This is a genomic window from Amycolatopsis sp. NBC_01307, from assembly GCF_035975215.1.
In the GTDB taxonomy this organism is placed as follows: domain Bacteria; phylum Actinomycetota; class Actinomycetes; order Mycobacteriales; family Pseudonocardiaceae; genus Amycolatopsis.
On sequence record NZ_CP108403.1, the window covers coordinates 3,078,369 to 3,092,152 of the forward strand.

A 13,784-nucleotide genomic window follows, 5' to 3' on the forward strand; every position below is an offset into this window, starting at 1 on the left:
CGACGACAAGTCACTGTCCATAGCGGACGGTCTGCGGACGTTGCTCGCGAGCGACGACCCGGAGCCGTCCGCGGTGTTCTGGGCGACGGCAGCGAAGGCCGCGCTGCGGCTGGTCGCCGCGGGACGGCTGCTGCCGGGGGTCACCGAGGCCGGGCACGACGCCTGGCGCGTCGGCCCCCTGCAGCCGGCGGAGGCCGCGTGGCTGCGTGACCTGGCCGCCGCGATGCCTGCCGATGACCGGGCGCCGGGGCCGCTGCTGCGGGCGTTCCTCGACGCCGTCGCCGACACACTGCCCCGCACGCCCGCCGCGGCGAAGGCCGCCGGGACGAAGTTGTTCGCCGCGGTCGCGCCCCAGCGGGCCGACGCCGTGCGCGACTGGGCGGACGAGCTGGCCGCGGGCCTCGACTCGGGCATCCGGGTGTCGTTGCGCGTCGAGGCCCCCGACGGCTTCGACGCCGGCCGCTACCGGGCCGTGGTCCAGGTGCACAGCCTCGCCGATCCCGGGCAGATCGCGGACGCCGCGGAGCTGTGGGAGACGGGCCGGTTCGGGCCGCGGGCCCGCATCGACGTCGTGCTGGCGTTGCGGCGGGGCGCGCAGGTGTGGCCGGCGCTGAGCCCGCTGCTCACCTCGGCCGCCCCGGACGAGCTGGCGCTCGCCGGCGACGACCTCACCGAGCTGGTCGCGGCCGCAGCCCCACGGCTGACGGCGACCGGGATCGACGTGCACTGGCCCGCCGAGCTGGCCGGTTCGCTCACCGCACGGGCCGTCGTGGCCGCCGGGGACGCCCCGGGTGACCTGCCGTCGTTCTTCGGCGGCGGCCGGGCCCTGGCCTTCGACTGGCAGCTCGCGCTCGGCGACGAGGTCCTGACCGAGGCCGAACTGGACGCCCTCGCCGAGGCGCGACGTCCGGTGGTGCGGCTGCGCGACCGCTGGGTACTGATCGACCCGGCGTTCGCGGCGAAGGCCCGCGAGCGGACGCTCAAGCCGCTGACCCCGGTCGACGCGCTCGGTGCCGTGCTGAGCGGCACCACCGAGATCGACGGCGAGCACGTCGAGGTCGTCACCGAAGGCTGGCTGGCCGACCTGCGGGAACGCCTGGCCGCGCCACCGCAACCGCCGGTGCCGCCGTCCGGGCTGGCCGCGTCGCTGCGGGACTACCAGCTGCGTGGGCTGCAGTGGCTGGCCACCGTCACCGAGCTGGGGCTCGGCGGGTGTCTCGCCGACGACATGGGCCTGGGCAAGACGGTCACGCTGATCGCGCTGCACCTGCACCGGGCGGCCGGCCCGACGCTGGTGGTGTGCCCGGCGTCGCTACTGGGCAACTGGGAACGCGAGATCCGGCGGTTCGCCCCGGGCGTGCCGGTGCGGCGCTTCCACGGTGCGGCCCGCTCGCTCGACGACGTCGAGGACATCGGCGGCTTCGTCCTGACGACCTACGGGACGCTGCGGACCGATCCCGCGCCGCTGGCCGGCGTGCGGTGGGGGCTGCTGGTCGCCGACGAGGCCCAGCACGTCAAGAACCACCGCTCCAGCACGGCGAAGGCGTTGCGGCTGGTGCCCGCGTCGGCGCGGGTGGCGTTGACCGGCACGCCGGTGGAGAACACGCTCTCGGAGCTGTGGGCGATCCTCGACTGGACGACGCCGGGGCTGCTGGGGTCGCTCTCGGAGTTCCGGGCGCGCTGGGCGAAGCCGATCGAAGCGGGTGACCCGGTGACGGCGGAACGGCTCGGCCGGTTGCTGCGGCCGTTCCTGTTGCGGCGCCGCAAGTCCGACCCGGGGATCGCGCCGGAGCTGCCCGCGAAGACCGAGACGGACCGGCCGGTGGCGCTCAGCCCGGAGCAGGTGGCGCTGTACGAGGCGGTCGTGCGGGAGATGATGGCCGACATCGCCGCGAGCGACGGCATGGCGCGGCGCGGCCGGATCGTGAAGCTGCTGACCGCGTTGAAGCAGATCTGCAACCACCCGGCCCAGTACCTCAAGGCACCCGGCGGGCGCTCCGGCAAGCTGGAGCTGCTCGACGAGCTGCTGGACACCATCCTCGCCGAGGGCGGCGCGGTGCTGGTGTTCACCCAGTACGTCGCGATGGCCCGGCTGCTGGAGCAGCACCTGGCCGCGCGCGGGATCGGCACGCAGCTGCTGCACGGCGGTACGCCCGTGCCGCGGCGCGAGGAGCTGGTCGAGCGCTTCCAGGCCGGCGCGGTGCCGGTGTTCCTGCTGTCGCTCAAGGCGGCGGGCACCGGGCTGAACCTGACGCGCGCCGATCACGTCGTGCACTTCGACCGCTGGTGGAACCCCGCCGTCGAAGACCAGGCGACCGACCGGGCGTACCGGATCGGGCAGACCCGGCCGGTGCAGGTGCACCGGCTCGTCGCCGAGGGCACGGTCGAGGACCGGATCGCGGCGATGCTGCGGGAGAAGCGGGCCCTGGCCGACGCGGTGCTGGCCGGGGGCGAGGCGGCGCTGACCGAACTGTCCGACACCGAGCTCGCGGAGCTCGTCGAACTGAGGAGCCGCGGATGAACGACGACCGCGTGCGGGGCTTCCCCGCGTTCGGGACGACCGGGACGCGCGGGCGGTTCGCGACGTCGTGGTGGGGCCGGGCCTGGGTGAGCGCGATGGAGGACACCGCGCTGGATCTGCGGCAGCTCAAGCAGGGCCGCCGGTACGCCGCGGCCGGGCTGGTCGGGCCGATCACGGTGAGCCCGGGCCGGATCGCGGCCGTGGTCGATGACGTGGACGGCGGCCCGTACCGCACCCAGCTCACGCTGGCGGAACTGTCCGAAGGGGACTGGGTGCGCTTCCTCGACCGGGTCGCCTCGCGTGCCGGGCACCTGGCGGCGTTGCTGGACCGGGACATGCCGCCCGACCTGGTGGCGGCGGCCGACGACGCCGGTGTCCACCTGCTGCCGGTGATCGGCGACCTCGACCCGGAGTGCGACTGCCCGGGCTGGGAGCTGCCGTGCAAGCACGCGGCGGCGTTGTCGTTCCAGGCGTCGTGGCTGCTGGACGCCGACCCGTTCGTGCTGCTGCTGATGCGCGGCATGGGCGAGCGGGAGATCCGGGAAGAGCTGGAGAGCCGCACCGCGCCCCGCGAAGACGTCTCCGCCGACGCCGACCGGACGCCGGGAGAGCTGCCCGACCTGGCGGAGTTCCGGCCCGCGGGGGCGCCGTCGATCCCGGCGGCGCCCGGGGTGCCCGCCGAGGCGTTCGCGCTGCTGGTGGCCAACGCCGTGACGCAGGCCGGCGCGGTGCTCGCGGGGGAGCCGTGGCCGGGACGACGACAGGACACGATCCGGCTGGCGGCGGAGTTCCCGGCCGCGCGGCTGGGTGACGGCCCGGAGTTCGACCGGGCAGTGGCGGCGTGGACGCACGGTGGCCGTGCCGGGCTCGACGTGCTCGACACGACGTGGACGCCGCCGAAGCCGGTGCTCGCGGCCGCGCGGGCCGCGCTCGCCGACGTCGACCCGGTGTTCGAGCGCAACCACTGCACGCTCGGCGAGACGCAGCTGCGCCTGGACCACCAGGGACGGTGGCACCCCTACCGCCGCGAAGACGGCGTGTGGTGGCCCGCCGGGCCGCCGGAGACCGACCCCGGTCTGCTGCTGGGCTGAAAGCGCCGTAATTCCCGGTATCCAGCGCGAACCTCGCTGTCTCCTGTCCCGTGACGGCGGCTTCCGCCGGGCCACTGGGGGTGCGGGCGCGCGGGCTCCTCCCGCGCGCCCGCCCGGTCCTTTCTGTCGGTGCCCGGCGCTAGCGTGCGCGGCATGGACCTCGCCGCCGATCTGCACCGCTACCTCCAGGACTCGCGGAACAGCCTGCTCGCGTCGCTGGACGGGCTGAGCGAGTACGACGTCCGCCGGCCCATGACGCCGACGGCGACCAACCTGCTGGGCCTGGTCAAGCACCTGGCCGGCGTCGAGTTCGGGTACCTCGGCGACAGCGTCGGCCGCCCCACTCCGGTGCCACTGCCGTGGGTCGAAGACGCGTCGATCTGGGACAGCGCGGACATGTGGGCCACGGCCGAGCAGACCCGCGAGGAGCTGGTCACCCTCTACCGCCGGGCGTGGCAGCACTCCGACGAATCGATCGCCCAGCTGCCCCTGGACGCCCCGGCATCGGTCTCGTGGTGGCCGGAAGAGCACCGGCGGACGACGTTCGGCTCCCTGCTGGTGCGCGTCGTGGCCGAGGCCGCGCAGCACGCCGGCCACGCCGACATCATCCGGGAGACGATCGACGGCCGCCCGGGCGCCGACCACGACGTCGCCGGCGACGCGGACTGGTGGACCCGCCACCTCACCCGCGTCCAGGAGGCCGCCGACCAGCACGCCCAGCCGAGGTCGTGAGTGGTTAGGGCGGTTAGAACCGCCCTAACCACTCACGACCGGGGTGACCGCGTAGTCCTTGACCGTCATCGAGTCGTGCATCCGCACGCCGCCGGTGTTGAGCTTCGCGATCGCCCGGGTCAGCCCGGCCGGCAACGCCGACACCAGCTGCCCGCCCCGCGCGAGCGCCCAGACCCCGGCGCGCGAACCCGGGATCAGGCTCCGGGCCGCGCCGAGCGCGAAGGCCCGGCTTTTGCGGACCAGGTCGCCCATCTCCCGTTCGTAGGCGGCGAACGCCCGCGTGTGGTCACCACCCGCCGCGGCCAGCTCGCCGGCCAGGACGTACGCGCCGAGCACGGCGAGGCTGGTGCTGCCGCCGACGGCCGGGCCCGGGCAGTACCCGGCGTCGCCGACCAGGGTGACGCGGTCCCGGGACCAGGTGTCGCGCTGCAGCTGCGTGATCGAGTCGAAGTAGAACGTGCGCTCGCCGGCCAGCTCGGCCAGCCAGCCGTCGACCTGCGGATGCATCCCGGCGAAAGCTTCCCGGAGCAGTAGCTTCTGCCGCGCGACGTCGCGGTGGTGGTAGTCGAGCGGCTCGTCGCGGCGGAAGAGGAACACCGCGCGGGCCTCGTCCATGTGCCGGGCGCTGTAGATCGCCGCGGTGCGCCCGGCGCCGAGGTGGGCGACGGTCTCACCGTCGAGGCCGAGGGTGTCGGGCAGGGACAGGACCGCGAGGTAGGCGCCGATGAACCGCGTCTGCCCGGCTTCCTCGCCGAAGACCAGGCGCCGCACGTTCGAGTGCAGGCCGTCGGCGCCGACGACGACGTCGAACTTCCGGGACGCGGCGTGGTCGAAGGTCACCGAACCGTCGGGGGAGATGGCGGTGATCGAGTCGCCGAACAGGTACTCGACGTCGTCGCGGCCGGCGTCGTAGTAGATCTCGCTGAGGTCGTCGCGCATGACCTCGACGTGCCGGTCGGAGGTGGCCTGGAAGAGCTTCGCCAGGTCCACCCGGGTCGGCCGGCGCGCGCCTTCCCGGTGCAGCGTCATCCGGGTGGTGCCGGTGGCCAGGGCCTCGACCCGCGGCAGCACGCCCATCCGTTCGGTGATGTCCATGGCCGGGCGGAAGAGGTCGACGGCGTGGCCGCCGGTCTTGCGCAGCGCCGGCGCGCGTTCGACGACGGTGACGTCGAAGCCGTACCTGGTGAGCCAATAGGCCAGCACCGGACCCGCGATGCTGGCTCCCTGGACGAGTATCCGCATGAGCACCTCCCTGACTTAACGGTAGGTAAGGTGTACCACGAGTCCTTACCTATCGTTAAGTCAGTTATGCTGGACCGGTGCCGAAACCCTCCTCCGACACCAAGCAGCGCATCCTGGCCACCGCGCGCGACCTGTTCACCCAGCAGGGCGTCCAGCGCACCAGCCTCCAGGACATCGCCGACGTCCTCGGCATCACCAAACCCGCGCTGTACTACCACTTCCAGTCCCGCGAAGACCTGGTGCGCAGCATCGTCCAGCCCCTGCTCGACGACGGCGAGAAGTTCCTGGTGGAGCAGGAAGCCCGGGGCGACGCGCCGGTGCGGGAGCTCATCGAGGGGTTCTTCGACTTCAACTACCGGCACCGCGAAGACGTCATCATGCTGCTCACCGAGACGCCGACCCTGGCCGACCTCGGGCTCATCGACAAGGCCCTGGCCTGGCGCACCCGGCTCACCGAGCTGATCAGCGGCCCCGAACCCACCCTCGAACAGGCCGCCCGCGCGATCCTCGCCCTCGGCGGCCTGCAGGACGTCTGCATGCAGTTCCCCGACGCCCCCGTCGACGAACTGAAGGCCGCGGCGGTCACCGCGGCCCTCGACGCCCTCGGCCGCTAGCGGACCGCGGCACGCTCGATGATCGCGCCCGTGTCGACGCCGGCCGGCAGCGTGCCGAACGCGATACCCCAGTCACCGCCGAAACGCGACGCGCAGAACGCGTCCGCCACCGCCGGGTCGCCGTGGCGCACCAGCAGCGAACCCTGCAGCACCAGCGCCAGCGACTCCACCAGCCGCCGCGCCCGGTACTCGATCCCGTCCAGGTCGGTCAGCTCCTTGCGCACCCGGTCGACGGCGTCGTCCAGCCGCGCGTCACCCCCGGCGGCCAGCTCGACCTCCTCGAAGAACGCCGCCACCGACTCCGGCTGCCGGCCCATCGCCCGCAGCGCGTCCAGCGCCGCGACGTTGCCCGAGCCCTCCCAGATCGACATCAGCGGCGCCTCGCGGTAGAGCCGCGGCATGCCGGACTCCTCCACGTACCCGTTGCCGCCGAAGCACTCCAGCGCCTCCGCCGCGTGCGCCGGCGCCCGCTTGCACACCCAGTACTTCGACACGGCCAGCCCGAGCCGCCGGAACGCCTGCTCCCGCGGGTCGCCGGGCCGGTCGCCCGCGGCCGCGAGCCGCATCGCCACCGTCGTCGCCGCTTCGGACTCCAGCACCAGGTCGGCCAGCACGTTCGCCATCAGCGGCTGGTCGACCAGCGCCTTGCCGAACGCGTAGCGGTGGGTGGCGTGGTGCACCGCGCGCACCGCGCCCAGCCGCATCCCCGACGCGCTGCCGAGCGCGCAGTCGAGGCGGGTGTTGTTGACCATCTCGATGATCGTGCGGACCCCGCGGCCCTCTTCGCCGACGAGCCAGCCGACGGCGTGGTCGTACTCGATCTCCGACGACGCGTTCGACCGGTTGCCCAGCTTGTCCTTCAGCCGCTGCAGCCGGATCGGGTTGAGCGAGCCGTCGGGCAGGACGCGGGGGAGCAGGAAGCACGACAGCCCGCCCGGCGCCTGCGCCAGCGTGAGGAACATGTCGGACATCGGCGCGGAGGTGAACCACTTGTGCCCGACCAGGGTGTAGCTGCCGTCCGCGGACGGCGTCGCCGTGGTCGTGTTCGTGCGGACGTCCGAGCCGCCCTGCTTCTCGGTCATCGACATGCCCGCGATCAGGCCGCGCTTGGACGTCGGCTCCCGCAGCCCGAAGTCGTACTCGGTCGCCGCCAGCAGCGGCTCGTACCGCGCCGCCAGCTCCGGGTTCGCCCGCAGCGCCGGGATCGCGGCGTAGGTCATCGAGATCGGGCAGCTGTGCCCGGCCTCGACCTGGCCCCAGACGAAGAACTTCGCCGCCCGCGCCGCGTGCGCGCCTTCCCGCGGGTCACGCCACGGCGTCCCGTGCAGCCCGTGCTCGACCGCGACGGTCATCAGGTCGTGCCAGTGCGGGTGGAACTCGACCTCGTCGATCCGGTGGCCGTAACGGTCGTGGGTGCGCAGCACCGGCTCGTGCTCGTTGACCAGCCGGCCCCAGTCCTGGGCCAGCTCGCTGCCGGCCAGCCGGCCCAGCTCGTGCACCTCGGCCGCGGCCCAGCCCGCCCCGGCCCGCTCGAGGCCGTCCAGCAGCGCCGGGTCGGCGGCGACGTCGTGGCCGTTGAGCGGCGGGACCTGGTTGACGACGTCATGCGTGGCGGGCATCGGAACCTCCTAGAGCGCGAAGGACGAACGCGCGCAGAGCGCCGACGTCCTGTTCGTTTCCACTGGTCAACGGGCCGATCAAGACCTCGGCGGCAGCCCCCACGAGCGCGGCCGCGGTGATCCGGCCGTCCTGCGGCGGCAGCGAGCCGTCCCGCACGCCGGCGGCGACGTGCTCGGCGACGACGTCGGTGAACGCACGGCGGAACTCGAGCCGTTCGGCGTCGATGAGCGCGTCGACCGGCTCGGCGAGCAGGGCATAAGCCTGCCGGGGAGCCTTCAGGGCGCGCTGGGCGAACGTCTCGAACACGGCCAGGACCCGCTCGGCGGGCTCGTCCAGCCCCGCCGACGCCGCCCGGACCGCCTCGACCTCCCGCGTCACGACCTGCCGGAACACGTGCACGACCAGGTCGGCTTTGGTGGGGAAGTGGCGGTACACACTGCCGACGGCCACCCCGGCCCGCTCGGCGACCGCGGCGACGGAACAGCCGCTGTAGCCGCGCTCGGCCAGCTGGCGCGTCGCGGCGGAGACGATCGTCTCGCGCTGCGCGTCGAGGCGTTCCTGCACCTTCGGGGTACGGCGGTAGGGCACGTCAAGAAGTGAAGCACTGATTCATTGCTTCAGTCAACGCTCCAAGACGGCCTTCGCGCCCCGGACCTCCGCCTCGACGTCGGGTCGCAGCTTGCGCCTCAGCATCGGCTCGAGCAGCGGGCGCAGGGGAGCGGCGAACCCGAACGCGATCCGCCGCGTCACCCGGATCCCGCCGTCGACCGGCACACAGGAGAAGGACGCCTCGAACGTCGACGCCCGGCGCGCCGGGCGGTTCTCCGGCCGGAGAACCGGCCTGTCGGGGAGCACGACGTCGACGCCTTCGCTACTTCCCGGTGACCACACCCACCGCGATCCCCAGGATCGCCGTGTTGTAGACGAACGACACCACGCTGTGCGTCAGCACCGTGTACCGGATCGGCCGCGCCCGCACCTCCACATCGGACGTCGCGAACGACGTCCCCACCGTGAACGCGAAATACGCGAAGTCCAGCAAATTGGGCCGCTCGGTGGCCGGGAACCGCAACCCCGGCTCCGGCGCGGCCTGATAATGCAGGTGCGCATAACGGTCCGCGTACCCGAAGTGCAGCAGGATCCACGCCGCCAGCACCGCCGGCACCGCACTGATCTGCAGCACCGACGCCATCTCGTCGTCCTCGTCGGCGATCGCGTTCGCCACCAGGATCAACCCACCCGCCGTCATCCCGACCACACTCACCACCAGCGTCGCCGCGAAGTTCCACCGACGCCCCAGGAGACTGTGCAACCACGACGGCTCCGCCTCGTCGCCCACCAGCCGGTACCGCCGGATCCGCACCCACCGCGACACGATCGCCACCAGCGCGAACACGTCCCACGCCAGCAGGAACACCACGTCCAGCCCGGTGTTCGGCGCGATCAACCACCCCAGCCCCAGCAACACCAGCAGGAACTCCGCGCACCGGTACCAGATCCTCCGCAGCCACCGCATCGCGCGAAACTAACGGCGCCACGCCCCGACGGCACCCGGGATCACCTGGTCAGGTGGCCCGGGGGACCAGCGCGACCAGATACCGGCAGGGGAGCGACCCCGGGTTCTCGAACACCCGGTCCGGCGCGGACCCCAGCTGCAGGCAGTCCCCGGCGTCCAGCTCGTGCACCTCGGCGCCCTCCCGCATCCGCAGGTGCCCGGCCAGCACCCAGATCTGCTGGTGCAGGAACGTGCTCGCCCGCAACGGCACCGCCGCACCCGCCGGCAGCTCGATCTCCACCAGCTCCAACGGCCGCCCGGACGCGGGGGAGACCGACCGGCGCCGGTACCCGGAATCCGGATCCACCCACACCGGCTGCTCCGCCGCCCGCACCAACCGCCGCTCGTCACCCTCGGCCCGCGCGATCAGCTCCGTCAGCGTCATCCCCAGCGCGGACGACAGCTTCGCCAGCAACGCCGCCGTCGGCTGGACGTCACCCCGCTCGATCTTCCCGATCATCGCCCGGGACACCCCGGAATCCTCGGCCAGCACGGCGACGGACAAGCCTCGGGACGTCCGCGCCGCGTGCACGGTCGCCGCCAGCCGAAGAGTCAGGGGATCGGTCATCACTTGATACTATACGACTCAGTATGGCTACCATAGGAGCCATGAAGGTCCGAGACGCCACACCGGACGACGCAGCCGCCTGCGCCGCCATCTACGCGCCCTACGTCACCGACACGGTGATCTCCTTCGAAACCGAACCACCCGACACCGAAGAAATGACCCGCCGCATCGCCGGCGCGCACGCCTGGCTCGTCCTCGAGGAGGATGGACAAGTACTGGGGTTCGCCTACGCCGGCCCGTTCGCCAAACGCGCCGCGTACCGGTGGTCGTGCGAGACGAGCATCTACCTGGAACCAGGCCGACGCCGCACAGGCGCCGGGCGCGCGTTGTACGAGGCGTTGTTCAGCAGGCTGCGGGAACGCGGATACCGGCGGGCGTTCGCCGGGATGGCGATGCCGAACGACGCGAGCGCCGGGCTGCACCGCGCGCTGGGGTTCGAGCCCGCGGGCGTCTACCGCAAGGTGGGCTGGAAGCACGGAGCCTGGCGTGACGTCGCCTGGGTCCAGAAGGACCTCTCGGACGACGAGGGAGCGCCAGATCCCGGTTACTTGACATAATGTACATTATCGGCACTAGGGCAGTGCCTGCGGCGGACACCCAAGAGGGGCGAAAGAAGCCGAACTCGGCGGGGGTTCTTCGTCAGGACGGCTTCTCCTGAGAGAACGGCCGGGAGTGAAGCGCCAGCGTCGTCGTACGGAGTCTCCTGAGCCTCAGGGGTGCCCAGGGAGGGTTCCTTGGGACTGCGAGAGACATCCCCTGGAGCCGCGGATCCGATGTCCCGTCACCCGACCGTAAAACGTCACGGTGACGAAACTAGAGCACGCAATGCTAGGCCGAACGCACGTCGTCGGGACTTGACGGGCTCATCGGGAGCCATCCTCCGGGTCTGCCCTCGGCCAGCTTTCAGGCCTGGACGCCCTCAAGCGACAGTCGAACATGTGTGCGCATGTCCCGCGGGGTGTCAGATGAGCCGTCAGAGGGCCTCGAAGGCCGTCAGGCGAGATCCGGGATCCCCCGGGAGCGAATTCCCGTCGATTCCGACATTTCATGCATAATTGCCATTATGCATGAAATGTCGGAACCCGGTGAGCGGAATTGTCGGTGCCGTACGGTACAAGATCCACCATGAAGGTTTCCGAGGCCCAGCAAGCCTTCTTCGCCGCCCGCCGGCCGCGCAAGGACTCGCCGCACACCACTGACGCCTACCGCCGGGATCTGGCCGGGATCACCACTCTCCTGGTTTCGGAGCTCGGCCGCCCCGCCGAGGACCTGGCGGTCGCCGACCTCACCGGGCAGGCGCTCCGGTCGGTGTTCGGGGTGTTCGCGGACGGGCACGCGAAGAGCTCGGTGCTGCGGGCCTGGTCGACGTGGAACCAGTTCCTGACGTTCTGCGTGGCAGACGGGCTGCTGGCGGGCAACCCGATGGGTGCGGTGGCGCGGCCGCGGACGCCGGCGTTGACGCCGAAGCCGTTGCGGGGCGAGGAAACCCCGGAGCAGCTCCTGTCGGCGGCGGCCGCCGGTTCGCGGCGGGCGCGGGACCCGTGGCCGGAGCGGGACGTGCTGGTGATCGCGCTGGGGCTGGTGGCGGGGTTGCGGGCGGCGGAGATGCGGGCGCTGACGCCGCGGTCGCTGGTCGGGCGCGCCGGTGAGCTGCGGCTGCACGTGAAGGGGAAGGGCAGCCGGGATCGGTCGATCCCGGTGCAGCCGGTGCTGGCGGAGCTGATCGAGCGGTACCGGGAGTCGTGCCGGGTGCGGTTCCCGGGGGTGCGGTCCTCCCCTGGTTCGCCGTTGCTGGTGGACCGCGCAGGCGAGCCGATCGGCCGGGGCGCGCTGGAGTACCTGGTGAAGTCGTGTTACCGGGGCGCGGGTCTGCACGACCGGGTGCCGGTGGGCGCGAACCTGCACGCGTTGCGGCACACGTTCGCGACGCGCTTGGCGGAGGACGGCGCGACGGCATCGGAGATCATGGCGCTGCTGGGTCACGCGAGCTTGGCGACGAGCCAGAACTACATCGAGGCAACAGGCCGAGAGCAACGCGCGGCGGCGGCGAGCAACCGCACGTACCGCGCCCTGGACGGCTTGAGCTGACCGTGGTTCTGCGGGTTGGGGCTATCGAGCGAGCCCGGTCAGCTGAGTTCTGCGAACTACAGGAACAGGTTAGTCGCGCAGGCCGCGCGAACGGCCCGTTCGCTCCACGTGAGGCGCGACCGACGCATGCCTAGAGCAGACTGCGCCCTGACCGAGTGTCCCCCGTCAGCTTTGTGCTGGGTCGGTCGGGAGTCCCCTGAGCGGCCGCGCCGAGCCGAGCGCGCCGCTCGGCTCTTTTGAAGGGACCTCGCGGGAGTGGTCTTCTTGTGCGCTACCTCAGCACTCGCTCCCCTGGCCTGTCCGTGACATGCCCCCGGTGAGCGAGCCGCCCGTTGGCTCCCTGTCGCACGCGCGAACGGGCCAGTTGCGCTCTGCCCCTACGCGCCGCGACTGCCGTACATCTGTCCGCTTGAGCGCTACCTCACACGTGAACAGTCATCAGGGCACGCCGCCGTGGGTCAGCGGAGTTGTTCGAGGTCCTTGGCTGCGCGGGCGATGTCGGCGGCGAGGCCGCGCAGCTCTCCCGCGTCGGCTCCGTCGTCCGCCGCGGTGACGATGTCCTCGGCGGCGCAGCGGAGCTGGAACAGGCGATCTTGCAGTGCGGCGATCTCCGTGTCGGAGAGCACGACCGCGTCTTCGGGGAGGCCGCTGCGTTGCAGGGCGGTCCGGCGTTCGTAGGCGCGTTGGCGGCAGGACTGGCCGCAGTAGCGCCGGCGGCGGCCGACGTTGCCGCCTTCGGGGAGGCGTCGGCCACACCAGCCGCAGTGCTTCGGGGCGCCGCGGCGGGCCGGGGCCAGGTCGTCCACGGGTGGCTGGGCTAGTTCGGCGGCTTCCCTCACCCGGGAGACCCTAGCTGGCCATCGTCTGCTCATGCCGGGGTCATGGCGGAAGTGCACACTTGGGGGATGCGCGCGTCCTTCCCGTACCTGGCCGATCCGCTCCCCCGTGCCTTCGCGCACCGTGGCTGGCACCTCGACGAGCTGGCGGGGCTGGAGAACTCGCTGCCGGCGTTCCAGCGGGCGTTCGCGGAGGGGTACCGCTACATCGAGACGGACGTGCACGCGACGGCGGACGGTGTGGTGGTCGTGCACCACGACACGCACCTGGACCGGACGACGGACGGGTCGGGGGCGATCGCGTCGCAGACGTGGGCGCAGCTGAAGAACGTGAAGGTCGGGGGCGAGGTCGCGTTGTCGCGGCTGGAGGACGTGCTGGAGGAGCTGCCGGAGGCGCGGTTCAACGTCGACGTGAAGGTCGATCAGGCCGTGGAGCCGTTCGTGGACGTGCTGGAGCGGACGGGTGCGCGGGACCGGGTGGCGGCGGCGTCCTTCTCGGACGCGCGGCTGGCTCGGTTGCGGAAGCTGGCGGGGCCGGAGCTGGTGACGGCGGTCGGGCCGCGGTCGGTGCTGGCCCTGTGGGCGCGCGGGAAGCTGCCGTTGCTGCCGCTGGGCGGGCTGGTGCTGGGGGTGATGGCGCAGGTGCCGGTGCGGCAGGGGGCGTTGCGGGTGGTGGACAAGTCGTTCGTGTCGATGGCGGGGCGGTCCGGGATCGAGGTGCACACGTGGACGATCGACGATCCGGCGGAGATGCGGACGCTGCTGGACCTCGGGGTGCACGGGATCGTGACGGACCGGCCGGACCTGCTGCGTGAGGTGCTGATCGAGCGGGGCACCTGGCAGCAGGCGTGACGGGAATTTTGTCCACCTGTTCGCCGGAGTGACCGGTTCGCGCCGGTCTCGCTAGCGTGGGTTTC

General features: G+C 72.2%; 14 protein-coding genes. 7 read left to right on the forward strand and 7 right to left on the reverse strand.

Annotation, left to right across the window (positions count from 1 at the left end):
* The first annotated feature begins 13 nt into the window (after positions 1-13).
* From OG439_RS12960 to OG439_RS12970, 3 genes are all read left to right on the forward strand, one after another.
* The gene (locus OG439_RS12960) at positions 14-2,521 is read left to right on the forward strand and encodes a DEAD/DEAH box helicase (RefSeq protein WP_442792328.1); all 2,508 of its coding nucleotides are present in this window, start codon (positions 14-16) and stop codon (positions 2,519-2,521) included.
* Positions 2,518-3,612, forward strand: a complete 1,095-nt coding sequence (locus tag OG439_RS12965) for an SWIM zinc finger family protein (protein ID WP_326949631.1) — start codon at positions 2,518-2,520, stop codon at positions 3,610-3,612. The genes OG439_RS12960 and OG439_RS12965 overlap by 4 nt, the downstream gene beginning before the upstream one ends.
* Before the next feature lie 153 nt (positions 3,613-3,765).
* Positions 3,766-4,344 (forward strand): DinB family protein, encoded by a 579-nt coding sequence (locus tag OG439_RS12970; RefSeq protein ID WP_326949632.1) that lies wholly within the window; start codon positions 3,766-3,768, stop codon positions 4,342-4,344.
* Positions 4,345-4,368: 24 nt separating this feature from the next.
* Here OG439_RS12970 and OG439_RS12975 read toward each other — a convergent pair whose 3' ends face one another.
* Positions 4,369-5,586 carry an FAD-dependent monooxygenase gene (locus OG439_RS12975; RefSeq protein ID WP_326949633.1) on the reverse strand — a complete coding sequence of 406 codons (1,218 nt, stop codon included), beginning with the start codon at positions 5,584-5,586 and terminating at the stop codon, positions 4,369-4,371.
* A gap of 77 nt (positions 5,587-5,663) precedes the next feature.
* On the opposite strand from OG439_RS12975, the gene OG439_RS12980 reads away from it, so the two are divergent.
* A complete protein-coding gene (locus tag OG439_RS12980) occupies positions 5,664-6,200 on the forward strand; it encodes a TetR/AcrR family transcriptional regulator (protein ID WP_326949634.1) in 537 nt (178 codons plus the stop codon).
* On the opposite strand, the gene OG439_RS12985 is transcribed toward OG439_RS12980, so the two are convergent.
* Genes OG439_RS12985 through OG439_RS13005 form a run of 5 tightly spaced genes read right to left on the reverse strand, consistent with a single transcriptional unit; the run spans position 6,197 to position 9,943 of the window.
* On the reverse strand, positions 6,197-7,819 hold the full coding sequence (locus tag OG439_RS12985) for an acyl-CoA dehydrogenase family protein (protein WP_326949635.1): 1,623 nt from the start codon (positions 7,817-7,819) through the stop codon (positions 6,197-6,199). The genes OG439_RS12980 and OG439_RS12985 overlap by 4 nt on opposite strands.
* Positions 7,803-8,408, reverse strand: a complete 606-nt coding sequence (locus tag OG439_RS12990) for a TetR/AcrR family transcriptional regulator (protein ID WP_326949636.1) — start codon at positions 8,406-8,408, stop codon at positions 7,803-7,805. The genes OG439_RS12985 and OG439_RS12990 overlap by 17 nt, the downstream gene beginning before the upstream one ends.
* Before the next feature lie 33 nt (positions 8,409-8,441).
* Positions 8,442-8,675: an SRPBCC family protein gene (locus OG439_RS12995; RefSeq protein WP_326949637.1), complete on the reverse strand. Its 234-nt coding sequence runs from the start codon at positions 8,673-8,675 to the stop codon at positions 8,442-8,444.
* 16 nt (positions 8,676-8,691) lie between these two features.
* The gene (locus OG439_RS13000) at positions 8,692-9,336 is read right to left on the reverse strand and encodes a DUF1345 domain-containing protein (protein WP_326949638.1); all 645 of its coding nucleotides are present in this window, start codon (positions 9,334-9,336) and stop codon (positions 8,692-8,694) included.
* Positions 9,337-9,385: 49 nt separating this feature from the next.
* Entirely contained in the window at positions 9,386-9,943 is a 558-nt protein-coding gene (locus OG439_RS13005; protein WP_326949639.1) for a helix-turn-helix domain-containing protein, read from the reverse strand.
* A 41-nt stretch (positions 9,944-9,984) separates the two neighbouring features.
* Here OG439_RS13005 and OG439_RS13010 point away from each other — a divergent pair, with 41 nt between their 5' ends.
* A complete protein-coding gene (locus tag OG439_RS13010; protein WP_247051815.1) occupies positions 9,985-10,500 on the forward strand; it encodes a GNAT family N-acetyltransferase in 516 nt (171 codons plus the stop codon).
* A gap of 568 nt (positions 10,501-11,068) precedes the next feature.
* Positions 11,069-12,031, forward strand: a complete 963-nt coding sequence (locus tag OG439_RS13015; protein WP_247051816.1) for a tyrosine-type recombinase/integrase — start codon at positions 11,069-11,071, stop codon at positions 12,029-12,031.
* A 458-nt stretch (positions 12,032-12,489) separates the two neighbouring features.
* Here OG439_RS13015 and OG439_RS13020 read toward each other — a convergent pair whose 3' ends face one another.
* Complete coding sequence (locus OG439_RS13020) at positions 12,490-12,870, reverse strand: hypothetical protein (protein WP_326949640.1); 381 nt, start codon at positions 12,868-12,870, stop codon at positions 12,490-12,492.
* 66 nt (positions 12,871-12,936) lie between these two features.
* On the opposite strand from OG439_RS13020, the gene OG439_RS13025 reads away from it, so the two are divergent.
* Positions 12,937-13,719 carry a glycerophosphodiester phosphodiesterase gene (locus OG439_RS13025; RefSeq protein WP_326949641.1) on the forward strand — a complete coding sequence of 261 codons (783 nt, stop codon included), beginning with the start codon at positions 12,937-12,939 and terminating at the stop codon, positions 13,717-13,719.
* Positions 13,720-13,784 lie beyond the last annotated feature (65 nt).

Excerpts from the sequence above, each read along its gene's own strand:
- OG439_RS12965 (WP_326949631.1), top strand. The coding sequence starts at position 2,518 with ATGAACGACGACCGCGTGCGGGGCTTCCCCGCGTTCGGGACGACCGGG.
- OG439_RS12970 (WP_326949632.1), top strand. The coding sequence starts at position 3,766 with ATGGACCTCGCCGCCGATCTGCACCGCTACCTCCAGGACTCGCGGAAC.
- OG439_RS13015 (WP_247051816.1), top strand. The coding sequence starts at position 11,069 with ATGAAGGTTTCCGAGGCCCAGCAAGCCTTCTTCGCCGCCCGCCGGCCG.
- OG439_RS13005 (WP_326949639.1), bottom strand. The coding sequence starts at position 9,943 with ATGACCGATCCCCTGACTCTTCGGCTGGCGGCGACCGTGCACGCGGCG.
- OG439_RS13000 (WP_326949638.1), bottom strand. The coding sequence starts at position 9,336 with ATGCGGTGGCTGCGGAGGATCTGGTACCGGTGCGCGGAGTTCCTGCTG.
- OG439_RS12985 (WP_326949635.1), bottom strand. The coding sequence starts at position 7,819 with ATGCCCGCCACGCATGACGTCGTCAACCAGGTCCCGCCGCTCAACGGC.
- OG439_RS13025 (WP_326949641.1), top strand. The coding sequence starts at position 12,937 with ATGCGCGCGTCCTTCCCGTACCTGGCCGATCCGCTCCCCCGTGCCTTC.
- OG439_RS12975 (WP_326949633.1), bottom strand. The coding sequence starts at position 5,586 with ATGCGGATACTCGTCCAGGGAGCCAGCATCGCGGGTCCGGTGCTGGCC.
- OG439_RS13010 (WP_247051815.1), top strand. The coding sequence starts at position 9,985 with ATGAAGGTCCGAGACGCCACACCGGACGACGCAGCCGCCTGCGCCGCC.